Consider the following 18,920-nt stretch of genomic DNA (forward strand, 5'->3'; position numbering starts at 1 on the left):
GCTACTACCAGGATCGCGCCGTCCATCTGGGCAGCACCGGTGATCATGTTTTTAACGTAGTCGGCGTGACCCGGGCAGTCTACGTGGGCGTAGTGACGGGTAGCGGTGTCGTATTCTACGTGGGAGGTGTTGATGGTGATACCACGCTCACGCTCTTCCGGTGCCTTGTCGATCTGGTCGAAGGCGAAAGCTTTACCACCGAAGTGCTTGGCCAGCACGTTGGTGATAGCTGCAGTCAGGGTGGTTTTACCGTGGTCAACGTGGCCGATGGTGCCGACGTTTACGTGCGGTTTATTACGCTCAAATTTTTCTTTAGACACGACGTAGTCCTTCTAGGTTAAACCCGCCTACCGTCGTAGGCGGGGAATCTTAAATTACTTGGATTTGCGCTCTTCGATCACGGCTTGTGCAACGTTGGTCGGTGCATCGTGATACTTGGCGAATTCCATGGCGTAGGAAGCGCGACCCTGGGTAGCGGAACGCAGTGCAGTTGCATAACCGAACATTTCGGCCAGCGGCACCAGAGCACGCACGATCTTGCCGGACGGGCCATCTTCCATACCTTCGATCAGGCCACGACGACGGTTCAGGTCACCGATAACGTCGCCCATGTAATCTTCCGGAGTTTCAACTTCTACTTTCATGATCGGTTCGAGCAGAACCGGGTTGGCTTTCATGAAGCCAGCCTTAAAGGCCATGGAAGCAGCGATTTTGAACGCCAGTTCGGAAGAGTCGACATCGTGGTAAGAACCGAAGTGCAGACGCACACCCAGATCCATAACCGGGTAACCAGCCAGCGGACCAGATTTGAGCTGCTCACGGATACCTTTATCAACACCCGGGATGAATTCACCAGGAATGACACCACCTTTGATGTCGTTGACGAATTCGTAGGCTTTGCCTTCTTCCAGCGGGTACATGTCGATAACAACATGACCGTACTGACCGCGACCACCAGACTGCTTGGCATGCTTGCCTTCGATGTCTTTAACGGTGGTACGGATGGTTTCACGGTAGGCAACCTGCGGCTTACCTACGTTGGCTTCAACCTTGAACTCGCGACGCATACGGTCAACGATGATGTCCAGGTGCAGCTCACCCATACCAGCGATGATGGTTTGACCTGACTCTTCGTCAGTCCATACGCGGAAGGACGGATCTTCCTGAGCCAGACGGCCCAGAGCCAGACCCATCTTCTCCTGGTCAGCCTTGGTTTTCGGCTCAACCGCGATAGAAATTACCGGCTCCGGGAATTCCATACGCTCGAGGATAATCGGTGCGTTCGGGTCACACAGGGTGTCACCAGTGGTCACGTCTTTCAGACCGATAGCAGCAGCGATGTCACCAGCGCGTACTTCTTTGATCTCTTCACGCTTGTTGGCATGCATCTGAACGATACGGCCAAAACGCTCGCGCTTGTCCTTGACGGAGTTCAGCACGGTGTCACCGGAGTTGATCACGCCAGAGTAGACACGGAAGAAGGTCAGGTTACCAACGAACGGGTCGGTAGCGATCTTGAACGCCAGAGCAGAGAACGGCTCGTCATCAGAAGCGTGACGCTCGTCTTTGGTCTCGCCGTCCATTTTCAGGCCGTCGATAGCAGCAACGTCGGTCGGAGCCGGCAGGTACTCGATCACGGCATCCAGCATTGCCTGTACGCCCTTGTTCTTGAACGCGGAGCCACAGGTTACCAGGATGATTTCGTTGTTCAGCACGCGCTGACGCAGAGCACCTTTGATCTCTTCCTCGGTCAGCTCTTCGCCGCCCAGGTATTTTTCCATCAGGTCTTCAGACGCTTCAGCAGCGGCTTCAACCAGATTCATGCGCATTTCTTGCGCCTGTTCCAGCAACTCAGCCGGGACGTCTTCGTAATCGAAGGATACGCCCTGATCAGCTTCATTCCAGTTGATGGCTTTCATCTTGACCAGGTCAACAACGCCCTTGAAGTTCTCTTCAGAGCCGATGTTCAGCTGAAGGGGAACCGGAGTACCTTTCAGACGGGTCTTGATGTGCTCAACACAACGCAGGAAGTTGGCACCGGTACGGTCCATCTTGTTGACGAACGCGATACGGGGAACCTTGTACTTGTTAGCCTGACGCCATACGGTTTCAGACTGTGGCTGTACGCCACCTACGGCACAGTACACCATCACGGCACCGTCCAGAACACGCATTGAACGCTCTACTTCGATAGTAAAGTCAACGTGGCCCGGGGTATCGATGATGTTGATACGGTGCGGTTGGAACTGTTTACCCATACCGGACCAGAAAGCGGTGGTCGCGGCGGAGGTGATGGTGATACCACGCTCTTGTTCCTGTTCCATCCAGTCCATGGTGGCAGCGCCATCGTGAACTTCACCGATCTTGTGACTTACACCGGTGTAAAACAGTACGCGCTCGGTAGTAGTAGTCTTACCGGCGTCAATGTGAGCGGAGATACCGATGTTACGATAACGCTCAATGGGGGTTGTACGAGCCATTGTCATCCTCTTACTAAGGCGCTTGTCCCTAGATAATTAAAGGTGCGCAGAGTCAAAAGACCCTGCGCAAGCGGATTACCAGCGGAAGTGAGCGAAGGCTTTGTTCGCTTCAGCCATACGGTGAACGTCTTCACGTTTCTTGACAGACGAACCCTTATTGTCAGCGGCATCCAGCAGCTCGCCAGCCAGACGCTGAGCCATTGATTTTTCACCACGTTTACGAGCGGCATCAACCAACCAGCGCATTGCCAGGGCATTGCGACGTACCGGACGAACTTCTACCGGCACCTGATAGGTTGCACCACCGACGCGACGAGATTTAACCTCGACCGCCGGACGAATGTTATCCAGAGCTTCTTCGAATACGGCCAGGTGCTCTTTGCCAGATTTGGTGGCAATGATGTCCAGGGCGCCATAAACAATGGCTTCTGCAACAGATTTCTTACCGTCAACCATTACTACGTTGACAAATTTAGCCAGCAGCTCTGATCCGAACTTGGGATCTGGCAGGATTTTACGCTGACCAACAACACGACGTCTTGGCATTTCAAATTCTCCGTAACTTCAGGGATTACCCAAAACTAGAAAGCTATCTAACTAGAAACGAATTAACGTTTGGCCTTACTTAACGGAGAACCATTAAGCTTTAGGACGCTTCACGCCATACTTGGAGCGAGCCTGCTTACGGTCTTTAACACCGGCACAGTCCAACGCACCACGAACGGTGTGATAACGAACACCTGGCAAGTCTTTTACACGACCGCCACGGATCAGAACAACAGAGTGCTCTTGCAGGTTGTGACCTTCACCGCCGATGTAGGAGGTGACTTCGAAGCCGTTGGTCAGACGTACACGGCACACTTTACGCAGTGCAGAGTTAGGCTTCTTCGGGGTGGTGGTATATACACGAGTGCATACGCCACGCTTCTGAGGGCACGCTTCCAGCGCCGGCACGTTGCTTTTCACAACGAGCTTGATGCGTGGCTTGCGAACCAACTGGTTAATAGTTGCCATCAAAAGGCTCCTGATAATGACTTCATAAACGTGTGGAAAATCCTCCCCGCAGATACGGGGACGCGAAATTTTATGCCCTGTTGTCTGGGGAGTCAAGATTTATACAATTTGCGTCACAAAAGGGCAATTCAGATCCGTTTGATTTCACGATATCACCTTGAATTTTCTTGGAAATGTGCTTCTCAGCCACCCCAGGTGCGCGGGGAACCTTTTTGCGCAATCAGTGCCACCAGACCCGCCATATCGAGCACATTGCCCACCCGATGCTGCAAACCGCGAGCTTGCAGATCTTCCTGCATCACATAAAGCGGGATACCCGCCAGCCGCGCGCTCCACTGGGGAGCCGATGCCGCAATCACGGCATCCTGCATCAGTACCAGCTCATCCTCGGGCTGAAGATATGAGAGCGCCTCTGCCAGAGCCTGACTCTGAAAGGGAGAGTTCAATATCAGATGCAACATGGAGACCTCAAAAGCTGATGTGAGTCGAACATTGTGCCCAGCGCCGAGCCAGTTCCTGGCGCGGCAAACTCTCGACGGGGATCAGCAGATCATCCACTGTCACGCCACGCTCTGCCAGCGAGTCAGCACAAACATAGACCTCTTCGATGTCGTAGAGTTCCAGCATTTTGAAGGTGGGCGCGTAGTGGCGTTGAAAAATGGCGGCTGGCTGCTGCTCCTTGAGCAGTTGCAGCACGCCGTCCCCAATCAGGAAGAGGGCCAGCTCATCGGTCATGGCCGAGGTGGCCAACATGGCATCCAACCCTTCCCGACCGGCGGCATGGCCATGGGGGCCACGACTGCAGATAAAGGCAATTTTCTTGCTCATGACTCCCCCTAGAACTGAACCAGCCGATCGGCGGTGAGCGCCGCCTCGGCCAACTGGCCCAGACCGCTCAGGCAAAATGGCGCTTGCAGATTGAAGTGCTCCAGCCCCGCCCCCTTGGCTTCCTGTTCATCGAGCACACCGCGCCGCATGGCGGCGGCGACACAGACGTCGATACCGATCCCCTGCTCTTCCGCCAGCTCTCGCCACAGACGCACCAGGTCAGTCTCATCGGATGCAGGCAGATGCAAACCGTTGCCGTTGCAGACCCCGTCCTGATAGAAGAACAGGTGGGACAAGGTATGCCCCTGTGCCAACAAGGTGCGGGCAAAACGATAGGCGGTGCTGGCCGACTGGGTGCCATAGGCGGGCCCCGTGACCAGGATGGCAAAACTCAGACTCATAGCAGGACTCCTGTGCTGACCCGGTCCATTTTACGCCAAAAACAAAAAAGCCCCTGCCAGGAGGGGCTTGATTCGATCTGTTGATCAGAGATGGGCAATCGCCTCGACCTCGACCAGCACATCTTTCGGCAGACGGGCCACCTCTACGCAGGAGCGAGCTGGCGCCGCATCGCCAAAGTAACGGGCATAGACCTGATTGAAGGCAACGAAGTTGTTCATGTCGCTCAGGAAGCAGGTGGTTTTGACCACTTTGCTGGCATCGGCACCCGCAGCGTGCAACACGGCAATCAGATTCTTCATCACCCGCTCGGCCTGCTCTTCAATGCCGCCAGCCACGATTTCCATGGTGGCAGGATCGAGCGGGATCTGCCCGGAGGTGAAGATCATCTCGCCAACCTTGGTAGCCTGAACATACGGACCAATCGCGGCAGGCGCCTTGTCGGTTGCAATCACTTCTTTAGCCATTCATCTATCCCCTTCTGGAATGAGTTACTCGTTCTCGTCTTCACCCTGCTTGCGCTGTCGGATGTAAAGATAAACGGTATGTTTTGAAATATTGAGTTTGTCCGCCACCAGATTGATCGAATCCTTGATATCGAAAATGCCCTTCTCGAACAGCTGGGTCACGATGAAGCGATTCTTGGCATTGTTGGCCACGGTGGGATCGCGATTGATCTCGTCGATGGTGTTATCCACCGTCTGGGCAACCAGCTCTTCCACGCTGTTGGCGAAGGTCTCTGGTGACTGACGCGCCGCCTGCTGGGGCGTCGGGAAAAATTCGGCCACGAACTCGTGGAAAGGCGCATTGATGTGCAGGTTGATGCAGATAAGCCCCACTACTTGCCGCTCGCTGTTGCGAATAGCGATGGTGCTCGACTTCATCAGCGCGCCGGTACGGCTGCGAGCGAAATAGCTCTGGGTGTAATCCTGGCCGGTGCTCTCGATATCCTTGAGCATGCGCAGGGCGAGATCGGTGATGGGCGCCCCGAGGGTGCGTCCGGTATTGAAGCCGTTGGCAATCTTGATCACCGACTCGTGCAGATTTTCCAGGGAGTGGAGGACCACTTCACAATGCTTGCCGAACAGCTCGGCCAAGCCATCGATGAGCCCATCGTATGAGCGCAACAATTCCCTGTCTTCATCTGTAAAAGTGCGGCTGATCAGCTGTTCTTCGGGAAGCATGGCTTCCTCGATACCGACAGTCATGTTCTACCCCTGTAATAACCATTCAACTTTCCCGAGTTTTAAATTGCAGGGGAGTAAAGTCAACTTTTTTTGATTTTTTACTCTACAACTTTGCTCTGGATCATCCTGAAACCCGCGCTGCGTCTACCTTTGCCGAGGAATTGGCCAACAAAAAGGGCTCCTTGAAGGAGCCCTTTTCAATCACGGATGACGAGTTACTCTTCGTCGAAGCTACCGGCTGCGTTCAGCAGATCCGCCAGGTTCTGCTCTGCTTCATCAGCGGTCACCTGCGGGGTACCAACAGCACGAGCTGCGGCAGCACGCTGGTTGATCCGGCTATGGTGGTAGGCAAAGCCGGTACCAGCCGGGATCAGACGACCCACGATGACGTTCTCTTTCAGGCCACGCAGTTCGTCACGCTTGCCACCAACGGCGGCTTCGGTCAGAACGCGAGTGGTTTCCTGGAAGGAAGCCGCGGAGATGAAGGACTCGGTGCTCAGAGATGCCTTGGTAATACCCATCAGTACATGACGGTAGGTCGCAGGGGTCTTGCCCTCGGCAACCAGCTTACGGTTGGCAATCTTCACACGAGCAACTTCAACCTGTTCGCCTTCGATCAGATCGGTATCGCCAGCGCTCAGGATCTCGCACTTGCGCAGCATCTGACGAACGATGACTTCGATGTGCTTGTCGTTGATCTTAACGCCTTGCAGACGGTAAACGTCCTGCACTTCGTTGGCGATGTAGTTGGCGACCGGGCTGATACCGCGCAGACGCAGGATGTCGTGAGCAGACTCAGGACCGTCCGCCAGCACTTCACCCTTCTCAACTTTTTCACCTTCGAACACGTTCAGGTTACGCCACTTCGGAATCATCTCTTCGTAGACGTTGCCACCATCGGTCGGGGTGATGACCAGACGGCGTTTGCCCTTGGTCTCTTTCCCGAAGGAGATGGTACCGGAGATCTCGGCCAGAATAGCCGGTTCCTTCGGTTGACGTGCTTCGAACAGATCCGCAACGCGCGGCAGACCACCGGTGATGTCCTTGGTACCGCCGGACTCTTGCGGGATACGCGCTACCGCGTCACCCACGCCCACGTTGGCACCATCTTCCAGGTTCACGATCGCCTTGCCCGGCAGGAAGTACTGGGCGGCGACATCGGTACCCGGGATCATCACGTCTTTGCCGTTCAGGTCGACCAGTTTAACGGTCGGACGCATCTCTTTACCGGCGCTCGGACGCTCGTTGACGTCCAGAACAACGATAGAAGAGAGACCGGTCAGCTCGTCGGTCTGACGAGTGATGGTCACACCATCGATCATGTGTTCGAACTGCAGGCGACCTGCCACTTCGGTGATGATCGGGTGGGTGTGCGGATCCCAATTGGCAACGGTCTCGCCAGCACTCACGGCCTGGCCGTCCTTCACTTCCAGCACAGAACCGTAAGGCAGCTTGTGGCTCTCCTTGGTACGGCCCATGTCGTCCATGATGGTCAGTTCGGTAGAACGTGAGGTGATAACCAGTTTGTCATCGCTGTTGTGAACGAACTTGGCGTTCTGCAGCTTGATGGTACCTGTGTTCTTGACCTGGATGCTGCTTTCAGCAGCGGCACGAGATGCAGCACCACCGATGTGGAACGTACGCATCGTCAGCTGGGTACCCGGTTCACCGATGGACTGGGCGGCGATAACACCGACAGCCTCACCCTTGTTAACCAGGTGACCACGGGCCAGATCACGGCCGTAGCAGTGAGCACAGTTACCGAAGTCGGTTTCACAGGTGATGGCAGAGCGTACCTTCACACGGTCAACGGAGTTGCGTTCCAGCAGGTCACACAGTTGCTCGTCGAGCAGGGTGTTGCGAGCAACCAGGATCTCGTCCTCGGTACCCGGCTTGATGACATCTTCTGCCACCACACGACCCAGCACGCGCTCACGCAGCGGCTCGACCACGTCGCCACCCTCGATCAGAGGAGTCATCCACAGACCGTCGGTAGTGCCGCAATCGTCCTCGGTGATCACCATGTCCTGCGCCACGTCTACCAGACGACGAGTCAGGTAACCGGAGTTCGCAGTCTTCAGTGCAGTATCCGCCAGACCCTTACGAGCACCGTGGGTAGAGATAAAGTACTGCAGTACGTTCAGACCTTCGCGGAAGTTCGCGATGATCGGGGTCTCGATGATGGAGCCATCTGGCTTGGCCATCAGGCCACGCATACCGGCCAGCTGACGGATCTGGGCGGCGGAACCACGCGCACCAGAGTCGGCCATCATAAAGATGCTGTTGAACGAGGCCTGCTCTTCTTCTTCACCCAGCGAGTTGACGTTACGCTCTTTGGACAAGTTCTCCATCATGGCCTTGGAGACGCGCTCGTTGGCGCTGGCCCAGATATCGATAACCTTGTTGTAACGTTCGCCCGCAGTTACCAGACCGGACAGGAACTGATCCTGGATCTCGGCAACTTCGGCTTCGGCAGACGCGATGATGTCTTTCTTGGCATCCGGGATGACCATGTCATCGATACCAACGGAAGCACCGGACAGCGCCGCGTAGTGGAAACCGGTATACATCAGCTGGTCAGCGAAGATAACGGTGTCCTTCAGCCCCTGCTTGCGATAGCAGGTGTTCAGCAGACGGGAGATGAGCTTTTTGCCCAGCGCCTTGTTGGATACGCATTTGATCCAGTTCTGCGGATTGGCTTCCAGATCGGCCTGCTCGGCAGCAGTCAGCACCTTCGGCTCGTCGATCAGGGCGTATTCCATACCTTTCGGCAGGATCAGGCTCAGGATCGCACGACCAACGGTGGTGTTCTTCATCTCGGTCTTGGCAACCAGCTCACCGTCTTCGTTCTTCACGTACTCGGTGATGCGGCACTTGACGCGAGCATGCAGGTCGGCCAGACCAGCACGGTACACTTTCTCGGCCTCTTTCGGGCCGGACAGCACCATACCTTCACCCTTCGCATTGATGCGGGCGCGGGTCATGTAGTACAGACCCAAGACCACGTCCTGAGAAGGAACGATGATCGGCTCACCGGAGGCTGGCGACAGGATGTTGTTGGTAGACATCATCAGCGCACGCGCTTCCAGCTGGGCTTCCAGGGTCAGCGGTACGTGAACCGCCATCTGGTCACCATCGAAGTCCGCGTTATACGCAGCACAAACGAGCGGGTGCAGCTGGATTGCCTTGCCTTCGACCAGAGTCGGTTCGAATGCCTGGATACCCAGACGGTGCAGAGTCGGTGCACGGTTCAGCAGAACCGGATGTTCGCGGATAACTTCGTCCAGGATATCCCAAACGACAGCTTCTTCGCGCTCCACCATCTTCTTGGCGGCCTTGATAGTGGTCGCCAGACCGCGGGTTTCCAGCTTGCCATAGATGAACGGCTTGAACAGTTCCAGCGCCATCTTCTTCGGCAGACCGCACTGATGCAGACGCAGAGTCGGGCCTACGGTGATAACGGAACGACCGGAGTAGTCGACACGCTTACCGAGCAGGTTCTGACGGAAACGACCCTGCTTACCCTTGATCATGTCGGCCAGGGATTTCAGCGGGCGCTTGTTGGAACCGGTGATGGCACGACCGCGACGGCCGTTATCCAGCAGCGCATCGACGGACTCTTGCAGCATACGCTTTTCGTTGCGCACGATGATGTCCGGAGCCGCCAGATCCAGCAGACGCTTCAAGCGGTTGTTACGGTTGATCACGCGACGGTACAGATCGTTCAGATCGGAAGTCGCGAAACGGCCGCCGTCCAGCGGTACCAGCGGACGCAGGTCCGGCGGCAGCACGGGCAGCACTGTCATGATCATCCACTCCGGCTTGTTGCCGGACTGCAGGAAAGCTTCCATCAGCTTCAGACGCTTGGTGGTCTTCTTGCGTTTGGTCTCGGAGTTGGTCTGATCCAGCTCCTCACGCATCGCTTTGACTTCACCTTCCAGATCGATGGCGCGCAGCAATGCCAGGATTGCTTCGGCACCCATCTTGGCGTCAAATTCGTCGCCCCACTCTTCCAGCGCATCCAGGTACTGCTCTTCAGAGAGCATCTGGCTGCGTTCGAGGTTGGTCATGCCCGGCTCGATAACTACGAAAGATTCGAAGTAAAGCACGCGCTCGATGTCGCGCAGGGTCATGTCCAGCAGCAGACCGATACGGGACGGCAGGGACTTCAGGAACCAGATGTGGGCAGTCGGGCTGGCCAGCTCGATGTGGCCCATACGCTCACGACGGACCTTGGTCTGGGTCACTTCAACGCCGCACTTCTCACAGATCACACCACGGTGTTTCAGGCGCTTGTACTTGCCGCACAGACACTCGTAGTCCTTCACCGGTCCGAAGATACGGGCGCAGAACAGACCATCACGCTCCGGCTTGAAAGTCCGGTAGTTGATGGTCTCAGGCTTTTTGACCTCACCGAATGACCAGGAGCGGATCATGTCAGGAGAGGCCAGACCGATCTTGATACTGTCAAACTCTTCGGTCTTGGTCTGAGCCTTCAAAAACTTGAGTAAGTCTTTCACGTGTTTCCCCTGTCAGGAGTCTAACCTCGGCGCCCCGGCTGCCAAAACAGCGGGGCGCCCACGTCAATTCTCGAACAATAAGAGCGAGCTCTTACTCTTCGTCCAGCTCGATGTTGATACCCAGAGAGCGGATTTCCTTCAGCAATACGTTGAAGGATTCGGGCATGCCCGGCTCCATACGGTGGTCGCCATCCACGATGTTCTTATACATCTTGGTACGGCCATTCACATCGTCAGACTTGACGGTCAGCATTTCCTGCAGGGTATATGCCGCACCGTAAGCCTCCAGGGCCCACACTTCCATCTCACCGAAACGCTGACCACCGAACTGAGCCTTACCACCCAGCGGCTGCTGGGTAACAAGGCTGTAAGAACCGGTAGAACGCGCGTGCATCTTGTCGTCGACCAAGTGGTTCAGCTTGAGCATGTACATGTAACCAACGGTTACTTTACGCTCGAAGCGGTTACCGGTACGGCCATCGAACAGATCAATCTGACCGGATTCCGGCAGATCGGCCAGCTTCAGCAGGGCTTTGATTTCGCGCTCTTTGGCACCATCAAACACTGGAGTAGCAACCGGCAGACCCTTACGCAGGTTACCCACCAGGGTACGTACGTCGTCATCAGACAGTTCGGCGATGTTCACTTGCTGGGTGTCCTTCTCGCCCAGGTCATAGACCTGTTGCAGGAAGTTGCGCATCTCGTGCAGCTCGCGCTGCTCTTTGACCATGCGATCGATCTTCTCGCCGATACCCTTGGCCGCAAGGCCCAGGTGCACTTCGAGGATCTGACCGATGTTCATACGTGATGGTACGCCCAACGGGTTCAGTACGATGTCGACCGGACGGCCGAACTCGTCATGAGGCATATCCTCGACCGGACAGATCTTGGAGATAACACCCTTGTTACCGTGACGGCCCGCCATCTTGTCACCCGGCTGGATGCGACGCTTGACTGCCAGATAAACCTTGACGATTTTCAGTACGCCCGGCGCCAGATCATCACCCTGGATAATCTTGCGACGCTTGTTCTCGAATTTCTTGTCGAACTCGGCTTTCAGCTCAACGTGCTGTTCAGCGATCTGTTCCAGTTCGGTCTGCTTGCCTTCGTCTTCGATGGCCAGTTCAAACCACTTGGAACGATCGAGCTTGTTCAGACGATCTTCGCTGTAACCGGCGGCCAGCAGCAGGTTGCGGGAGCGGCCGAAAATGCCGTCTTCCAGGATCTTGAACTCTTCGGTCAAGTCCTTCTTCGCTTCCTTCAGCTGCATCTCTTCGATTTCTTTGGCGCGCTTGTCTTTTTCCACGCCATCGCGGGTAAAGACTTGCACGTCAACCACGGTACCGTACACACCGTTCGGTACACGCAGGGAGGAGTCCTTCACATCGGACGCCTTCTCACCGAAGATGGCGCGCAGCAGCTTCTCTTCCGGCGTCAGCTGGGTTTCACCTTTCGGGGTTACCTTACCGACCAGAATGTCGCCGCCCTTCACTTCGGCACCCACGTAGACGATACCGGACTCGTCCAGCTTGGACAGAGCGGCTTCACCCACGTTCGGGATGTCAGCAGTGATCTCTTCCGGACCCAGCTTGGTGTCACGGGAGATACAGGCCAGTTCCTGGATATGGATGGTGGTCAGGCGATCTTCCTGAACAACACGCTCGTTCACCAGGATCGAGTCTTCGAAGTTGTAACCGTTCCACGGCATGAACGCGACGCGCATGTTCTGGCCCAGAGCCAGTTCACCCAGATCGGTGGACGGGCCGTCAGCCAGTACGTCGCCAGCCATGACCGGCTCACCCAACATCACGCAAGGACGCTGGTTGATACAGGTGTTCTGGTTGGAACGGGTGTACTTGGTCAGGTTGTAGATGTCGATACCGGCTTCGCCTGGCATCAGCTCATCTTCATTGACCTTCAGGACGATACGGGAGGCATCGACATAGTCGATTACGCCGCCACGCTTGGCTACTACGGTTACACCGGAGTCAACGGCCACAGCGCGTTCCATACCGGTACCTACCAGCGGCTTGTCAGCACGCAGAGTCGGTACAGCCTGACGTTGCATGTTTGAACCCATCAATGCGCGGTTCGCGTCATCGTGTTCCAGGAACGGGATCAGAGCCGCTGCCACAGATACGATCTGCTGCGGGCTCACGTCCATATACTGGATCTGGTCGGCGTTCATAAAGGTGGATTCACCTTTGTGACGGCACGGGATCAATTCATCTTTCAGACGGCCATCTTCGGTGGTCGCGGCGTTAGCCTGTGCGATCACGTACTTGCCTTCTTCAATAGCAGACAGGTAGTCCACTTCGTCGGTGATCACACCGTCAATGACCTTGCGGTACGGGGTCTCGAGGAAACCGTACTCGTTGGTACGAGAGTACACGGACAGAGAGTTGATCAGACCGATGTTCGGACCTTCAGGAGTCTCGATAGGGCACAGACGACCGTAGTGAGTCGGGTGTACGTCTCGGACTTCAAAGCCGGCACGCTCACGAGTCAAACCGCCCGGGCCCAGCGCGGAGATACGACGCTTGTGGGTCACTTCGGAGAGCGGGTTGTTCTGGTCCATAAACTGGGACAGCTGGCTGGAACCAAAGAACTCTTTGACTGCGGCGGAGATCGGCTTGGCGTTGATCAGATCCTGCGGCATCAGGGTGTCCAGGTCGCCCAGGGAGAGACGCTCCTTGACCGCACGCTCGACACGCACCAGACCGACGCGGAACTGGTTTTCAGCCATTTCACCGACAGAACGGATACGACGGTTACCCAAGTGGTCGATATCGTCCACTTCGTCGTTACCGTTACGGATGTCGATCAGGCGCTTCATCACATCGACGATGTCGTCTTTGGTCAGTACACCAGCGCCAGTCTCGTCTTCACGACCCAGACGGCGGTTGAACTTCATCCGACCTACGGTAGACAGGTCGTAACGCTCGGCGGAGAAGAACAGGTTTTCGAACAGCTGTTCTGCAGCTTCGCGAGTAGGCGGCTCGCCCGGACGCATCATGCGATAGATCTCGACCAGCGCTTCCAAACGGTTGGAGCTGGAGTCGACACGCAGGGTCTCGGACATGTAGGCACCGTGATCCAGTTCGTTGGTGAACAGAACCTCGAAATGCTTGAAGCCGGCTTGGGACAGGTTGGCGATCGCTTCCAGGCTCAGCGCCTGGTTGGCGGTCACGACCATCTCGCCAGTTTGCGGATGTGCGTAGTCCTTGGCAGCAACTTTGCCAACAACATACTCAACCGGTACCTCAATCTGGGTAACGGCGTCTTTTTCCAACTGACGGATGTGACGCGCAGTCACACGACGACCGGTCTCAACCACCACGGCGCCATTGGCCACGATGTCAAAGGTCGCAGTTTCACCACGCAGACGCTCCGGCACCAGATCCATCATCAACTTGCCATCTTTTACTTCAAAACCGATGGTCTCGAAGAAGGTGGCCAGGATTTGTTCGGAAGTGAAGTCCAGGGCGCGCAGAATAATGGATGCTGGCAGTTTGCGACGACGGTCGATACGGACAAACAGGTTGTCTTTCGCATCGAACTCGAAGTCCAGCCAGGAGCCACGGTAGGGGATAACGCGAGCGTTATACAGCACCTTACCGGATGAATGTGTTTTGCCTTTATCGTGGTCGAAGAAGACGCCCGGGCTGCGGTGCAGCTGGGAAACGATAACCCGCTCGGTACCATTGATAACAAAGGTGCCGTTCTCGGTCATGAGCGGAATTTCGCCCATGTATACTTCTTGTTCCTTGATGTCTTTGACGGTGCCGGCAGCTGCTTCACGGTCGTACAGAACCATACGAAGCTTGACACGCAGCGGCGCGGAGTAGGTCACTCCACGGATCTGGCATTCTTTTACGTCAAATACCGGCTCACCCAGGCGATAGCTGACATACTGAAGCTCAGCACTACCGGAGTAACTGGTGATCGGGAAAACGCTACGGAAAGCGGCCTCTAGGCCATATTCACCTTCCGGGTCAGCCTCGATGAACTGCTTGAAGGAGTCCAGCTGAATGGACAACAGATAAGGCGTGTCCAGTACCTGGTCTCGCTTACCGAAGTCCTTACGAATGCGTTTTTTTTCGGTATAAGAGTAAACCATAGGGTTCCTCAGCTCGCTGATAAGTGACCCACTCTGTCCCGCGGGACAGCTCTGTCTCAACACCGTTTTGTGTTGGCCCGGACGAAAGAAGACAGTCCGGATTGCTGGTGCACCGAGAGTCGTAAACGGTGTGAAATGCTCTCAGTCTACAGCGCAAAAAGGCTGGTGAACAAAAATTCACCAGCCCTAGCCTGTTTTATCAGGCTAATCTACATAAATGCAGATTATTTGATCTCAACAGAAGCACCGGCAGCTTCCAGCTCTTTCTTCAGAGCTTCAGCTTCGTCTTTGGAGACGGCTTCTTTCAGGTTAGCCGGAGCAGCTTCTACCAGATCTTTGGCTTCTTTCAGGCCCAGACCGGTAGCGCCACGAACGGCTTTGATGACGGCAACTTTGTTGGCACCGGCAGCAGTCAGAACTACGTCGAACTCGGTCTTCTCTTCTACTGCTTCAGCGGCCGGACCGGCAGCAACAGCAACAGCGGCAGAAACACCGAATTTCTCTTCCATAGCTTCGATCAGCTCAACAACTTCCATTACGGACATGGAAGCAACGGCTTCGATGATTTGGTCTTTAGTGATAGACATGACAAAAATTCCTGATGTTGAATAAACTCAAACAGCCTAAATAGGCGAGAATCAAGCAGCAGCTTGCTTCTGATCACGCACAGCAGCGATGGTACGAACCAGCTTGCCAGCAGAGGCTTCTTTCATAGTCGCCATCAACTTCGCAATTGCTTCGTCGTAGGTCGGCAGCGTGGCCAGACGATCAATTTGTGCTGCGGCGATAAACTCACCGTTAAAAGCGCCAGCCTTGATTTCGAACTTTTGGTTCGCTTTGGCAAACTCTTTGAACAGACGAGCAGCAGCGCCCGGGTGTTCGTTAGAGAAAGCAATCAAGGTAGGACCGGTAAATGCGTCGTTCAGGCACTCGTATTCGGTACCTTCTACCGCGCGACGCAGCAGGGTGTTACGCACAACGCGCATGTACACACCGGCTTCACGAGCGGTTTTACGCAGGACGGTCATCTTGTCTACAGTGACACCGCGAGAATCGGCAACAACTGCAGAAAGAGCGCCTTTGGCAGCTTCGTTGACTTCAGCAACAATTGCCTTTTTGTCTTCGAGTCCCAATGCCATTGGCTTAACTCCTGGATTGAATCCGGGTCAAATGACCCAGTACTGACACATCCCCCCTACCTTTACAACAGAGGGGAACGATGCGGTAGCAGGATTCCAGAAGAGAAAGAATCTTTCTCGCTGGGTTTCCGGCACCGTCTACGCAGGAAACATTAAGGCTTTACAGCCTCCTGCGGTCTTGGACGGAGGTCGAAACCCCCAACCAATCAAGGCGCAAAATTATAGATTAAATTTTGCGCCTTGTAAAACCCATCAATTAGGCCTGAGCTTCCAGAGAAGCTTGGTCTACGGCAACACCGGCACCCATGGTGGTGGAGATGCTGACTTTCTTGATGAATTGACCTTTGGCGGAAGAGGGCTTGCCTTTTTTCAGGGCAACCAGCAGAGCTTCCAAGTTTTCTTTCAGCTGAACTTCGTTGAAAGAAACCTTACCCAGAGTGGTATGGATGATACCATTCTTGTCGTTACGGTAACGAACCTGACCAGCCTTGGCGTTCTTGACAGCTTCGGCAACGTTAGGAGTTACAGTACCAACTTTCGGGTTCGGCATCAGGCCGCGCGGGCCCAGGATTTGACCCAGTTGACCAACAACGCGCATGGCATCCGGGGATGCGATAACTACGTCGAAGTTCATCTCGCCTTTCTTAACCAGATCGGCCAGGTCATCCATACCTACCAGGTCAGCACCGGCAGCTTTAGCTGCTTCGGCATTGGCACCTTGGGTAAATACGGCAACGCGTACATCACGACCGGTACCGTGCGGCAGTACAGTAGCACCACGTACGTTCTGGTCAGATTTACGAGCGTCGATACCCAGGTTGACAGCAACGTCAACGCTTTCAACGAACTTGGCGGTAGCCAGTTCTTTCAGCAGGGCAATGGCTTCGTTGATGGAGTACTCTTTGGTACCGTCAACTTTTTCGCGAATAACGCGCATACGCTTGGAAAGTTTAGCCATTGTCTTAATCCTCCACTACCAGACCCATGGAACGAGCGGAGCCTGCGATGCAACGTACTTTTGCATCCAGATCGGCACCGGTCATATCCGGTTCTTTGGTCTTGGCGATTTCTTGCAGCTGGGCTACGGTCACCTTACCAACCTTGTCTTTGTTCGGCTTGGCAGAACCAGACTTGATGCCAGCAGCTTTCTTCAGCAGGAAGGAAGCAGGCGGAGTCTTGGTTTCGAAGGTGAAGGAACGGTCGCTGTAAACGGTGATCACGACCGGGGTCGGTGAACCTTTTTCCAGCTTTTCTGTACGAGCGTTGAACGCCTTACAGAATTCCATGATGTTAACACCGTGTTGACCCAGTGCAGGACCAACGGGAGGAGACGGGTTGGCTGCACCAGCAGCAACCTGCAGCTTGATATAAGCTGTGACTTTCTTAGCCATTAGGAAATTACCTCAAAAATGGGTTCTAGCGCCTCGGAGACATGCTCCTGCAAACGGCTCCCCAACTAATAAAGGGGCAGCGAATTATAGAGATATTCGCTGCCCCTGACAACTGTTGAGTGAACAGAAATCAATCAGCCCTTTTCGACCTGACCGAAATCCAGCTCAACGGGAGTAGAGCGACCGAAGATCAGTACAGAAACCTTCACGCGGCTCTTCTCGTAGTCCACCTCTTCAACGGTTCCATTGAAGTCGGCAAACGGACCATCGGCAACCCGCACCATTTCACCCGGTTCAAACAGGGTTTTCGGACGCGGCTTGTCGTGGGCATCCTGCAGACGGTTCAGGATGGCATCGGCCTCTTTGTCGGAGATCGGTGCCGGACGGTCGGAAGTACCGCCGATGAAGCCCATGACGCGTGGTACGTTACGCACCAGGTGCCATGTGGTTTCATCCATGATCATCTGAACCAGGACATAGCCCGGGAAAAACTTGCGCTCACTCTTGCGCTTCTGGCCTGCACGCATCTCGACCACTTCTTCGGTCGGGACCAGTACTTCACCGAACATGTCTTCCATGCCATGCATCTTGATATGCTCGCGCAGGGATTTGGCGACACGGCCTTCATAGCCGGAAAACGCCTGCACGACATACCATCTCATACGCTGTTCACGTTGTTCAGTCATGGCTTATCCTTACACACCGGTAATCAGGTTGACCAACCAGACCAAGGCGCCGTCCAGAACGAACAGCAGCAGCCCCATCACGGCGGTCACAGCCAGCACAATCAGGGTTGTCTGAATGGCTTCCTGACGGGTTGGCCATACGACCTTGCGGACTTCCAGGCGAGACTCACGGGCGAATGCCAGTGTTGCCTTCCCTTTGGTGGTTTGCAGGGCTACTGCACCGGCAGCAGCGATGACAATGACCACACCCAAGGCGCGGACGGCAGCAATAACATCGCTCAGTAGATAATTACCTACTACAGCGGCCACCAGGATAATGAAAACCAGGCCCCAAAGCAGGGTATCCTTGCTTCCGCCCTGGTTCTCAGAACTAACACTCATACAACCCACCTGTATCTGACGTAACCAAAGACACAAAAGCCCCGTACGAGACGAGGTATATGGCAGGGGCGGCAGGACTCGAACCCGCAACCATCGGTTTTGGAGACCGCTGTTCTACCAATTCGAACTACGCCCCTGCATAAGAAAGCCCCTATTATAGGGGCTTTGCTTTATTTATGTAAGCCAAAGATTAAGCGATAACTTTAGCTACAACACCAGCACCTACGGTACGGCCACCTTCACGGATAGCGAAACGCAGGCCGTCGTCCATTGCGATCGGTGCAATCAGGGTAACAACCATCTTGATGTTGTCGCCCGGCATTACCATCTCTACGCCTTCCGGCAGTTCGATGGTACCGGTCACGTCGGTAGTACGGAAGTAGAACTGCGGACGGTAGCCTTTGAAGAACGGGGTATGACGACCACCTTCTTCTTTGGACAGCACGTACACTTCAGATTCAAACTTGGTGTGCGGCTTGATGGTGCCCGGCTTGGCCAGTACCTGACCACGCTCTACGTCTTCACGCTTCACGCCACGCAGCAGTGCACCGATGTTCTCGCCTGCACGACCTTCGTCCAGCAGTTTGCGGAACATTTCAACGCCGGTACAGGTGGTCTTGGTGGTATCTTTGATACCAACGATTTCCACTTCTTCACCAACTTTAACGATACCGCGCTCTACACGACCGGTAACTACAGTACCACGGCCAGCGATAGAGAATACGTCTTCGATCGGCATCAGGAACGGCTGGTCAATCGCACGCTCCGGCTCCGG

Annotated in this window: 18 protein-coding genes and 1 tRNA gene; all 19 read right to left on the reverse strand. The window is 55.1% G+C overall.

The features are described from left to right. Positions 1-320, reverse strand: a 320-nt coding sequence (locus G5179_RS20210; RefSeq protein ID WP_021139867.1) for a GTP-binding protein, incomplete at its 3' end; no start/stop codon positions are given. Positions 321-374: 54 nt separating this feature from the next. Beyond that, positions 375-2,480 carry an elongation factor G gene (fusA, locus tag G5179_RS20215; protein ID WP_021229318.1) on the reverse strand — a complete coding sequence of 702 codons (2,106 nt, stop codon included), beginning with the start codon at positions 2,478-2,480 and terminating at the stop codon, positions 375-377. Between the two features lie 75 nt (positions 2,481-2,555). After that, positions 2,556-3,026, reverse strand: a complete 471-nt coding sequence (gene rpsG / locus G5179_RS20220) for a 30S ribosomal protein S7 (RefSeq protein ID WP_005339911.1) — start codon at positions 3,024-3,026, stop codon at positions 2,556-2,558. 93 nt (positions 3,027-3,119) lie between these two features. After that, a complete protein-coding gene (gene rpsL / locus G5179_RS20225) occupies positions 3,120-3,494 on the reverse strand; it encodes a 30S ribosomal protein S12 (protein WP_005306278.1) in 375 nt (124 codons plus the stop codon). A 182-nt stretch (positions 3,495-3,676) separates the two neighbouring features. Beyond that, positions 3,677-3,955 carry a sulfurtransferase complex subunit TusB gene (gene tusB, locus G5179_RS20230; protein WP_005339909.1) on the reverse strand — a complete coding sequence of 93 codons (279 nt, stop codon included), beginning with the start codon at positions 3,953-3,955 and terminating at the stop codon, positions 3,677-3,679. A gap of 7 nt (positions 3,956-3,962) precedes the next feature. After that, positions 3,963-4,322, reverse strand: a complete 360-nt coding sequence (tusC, locus tag G5179_RS20235; protein WP_042054811.1) for a sulfurtransferase complex subunit TusC — start codon at positions 4,320-4,322, stop codon at positions 3,963-3,965. 8 nt (positions 4,323-4,330) lie between these two features. Beyond that, positions 4,331-4,723, reverse strand: coding sequence for a sulfurtransferase complex subunit TusD (tusD, locus tag G5179_RS20240; RefSeq protein WP_270906241.1), 393 nt, complete (start codon positions 4,721-4,723; stop codon positions 4,331-4,333). An 84-nt stretch (positions 4,724-4,807) separates the two neighbouring features. After that, a complete protein-coding gene (locus tag G5179_RS20245) occupies positions 4,808-5,188 on the reverse strand; it encodes a RidA family protein (protein ID WP_227341805.1) in 381 nt (126 codons plus the stop codon). Positions 5,189-5,212: 24 nt separating this feature from the next. After that, the gene (locus G5179_RS20250) at positions 5,213-5,929 is read right to left on the reverse strand and encodes a helix-turn-helix transcriptional regulator (protein WP_005339902.1); all 717 of its coding nucleotides are present in this window, start codon (positions 5,927-5,929) and stop codon (positions 5,213-5,215) included. A 194-nt stretch (positions 5,930-6,123) separates the two neighbouring features. Then, a complete protein-coding gene (gene rpoC / locus G5179_RS20255) occupies positions 6,124-10,428 on the reverse strand; it encodes a DNA-directed RNA polymerase subunit beta' (protein ID WP_270906242.1) in 4,305 nt (1,434 codons plus the stop codon). A 91-nt stretch (positions 10,429-10,519) separates the two neighbouring features. Continuing rightward, complete coding sequence (gene rpoB / locus G5179_RS20260; RefSeq protein WP_005339897.1) at positions 10,520-14,548, reverse strand: DNA-directed RNA polymerase subunit beta; 4,029 nt, start codon at positions 14,546-14,548, stop codon at positions 10,520-10,522. Positions 14,549-14,772: 224 nt separating this feature from the next. Beyond that, positions 14,773-15,135: a 50S ribosomal protein L7/L12 gene (rplL, locus tag G5179_RS20265; protein WP_005341840.1), complete on the reverse strand. Its 363-nt coding sequence runs from the start codon at positions 15,133-15,135 to the stop codon at positions 14,773-14,775. A 51-nt stretch (positions 15,136-15,186) separates the two neighbouring features. Beyond that, positions 15,187-15,687, reverse strand: coding sequence for a 50S ribosomal protein L10 (gene rplJ / locus G5179_RS20270; protein WP_216952230.1), 501 nt, complete (start codon positions 15,685-15,687; stop codon positions 15,187-15,189). Between the two features lie 256 nt (positions 15,688-15,943). Further along, positions 15,944-16,645 carry a 50S ribosomal protein L1 gene (gene rplA, locus G5179_RS20275; RefSeq protein ID WP_005339888.1) on the reverse strand — a complete coding sequence of 234 codons (702 nt, stop codon included), beginning with the start codon at positions 16,643-16,645 and terminating at the stop codon, positions 15,944-15,946. Between the two features lie 4 nt (positions 16,646-16,649). Next, positions 16,650-17,078, reverse strand: coding sequence for a 50S ribosomal protein L11 (gene rplK / locus G5179_RS20280; RefSeq protein ID WP_026456244.1), 429 nt, complete (start codon positions 17,076-17,078; stop codon positions 16,650-16,652). Between the two features lie 134 nt (positions 17,079-17,212). Then, positions 17,213-17,740 (reverse strand): transcription termination/antitermination protein NusG, encoded by a 528-nt coding sequence (nusG, locus tag G5179_RS20285; RefSeq protein WP_019840195.1) that lies wholly within the window; start codon positions 17,738-17,740, stop codon positions 17,213-17,215. A 33-nt stretch (positions 17,741-17,773) separates the two neighbouring features. After that, entirely contained in the window at positions 17,774-18,145 is a 372-nt protein-coding gene (secE, locus tag G5179_RS20290) for a preprotein translocase subunit SecE (RefSeq protein ID WP_005341843.1), read from the reverse strand. A gap of 60 nt (positions 18,146-18,205) precedes the next feature. Continuing rightward, a tRNA-Trp gene (locus tag G5179_RS20295) sits at positions 18,206-18,282 on the reverse strand. Between the two features lie 53 nt (positions 18,283-18,335). Continuing rightward, a partial coding sequence (locus G5179_RS20300; RefSeq protein WP_421179904.1) for an EF-Tu/IF-2/RF-3 family GTPase occupies positions 18,336-18,920 on the reverse strand: 585 nt, incomplete at its 5' end.

Source organism: Aeromonas sp. 600886 (assembly GCF_049174935.1).
Classification (GTDB): domain Bacteria; phylum Pseudomonadota; class Gammaproteobacteria; order Enterobacterales; family Aeromonadaceae; genus Aeromonas; species Aeromonas veronii_A.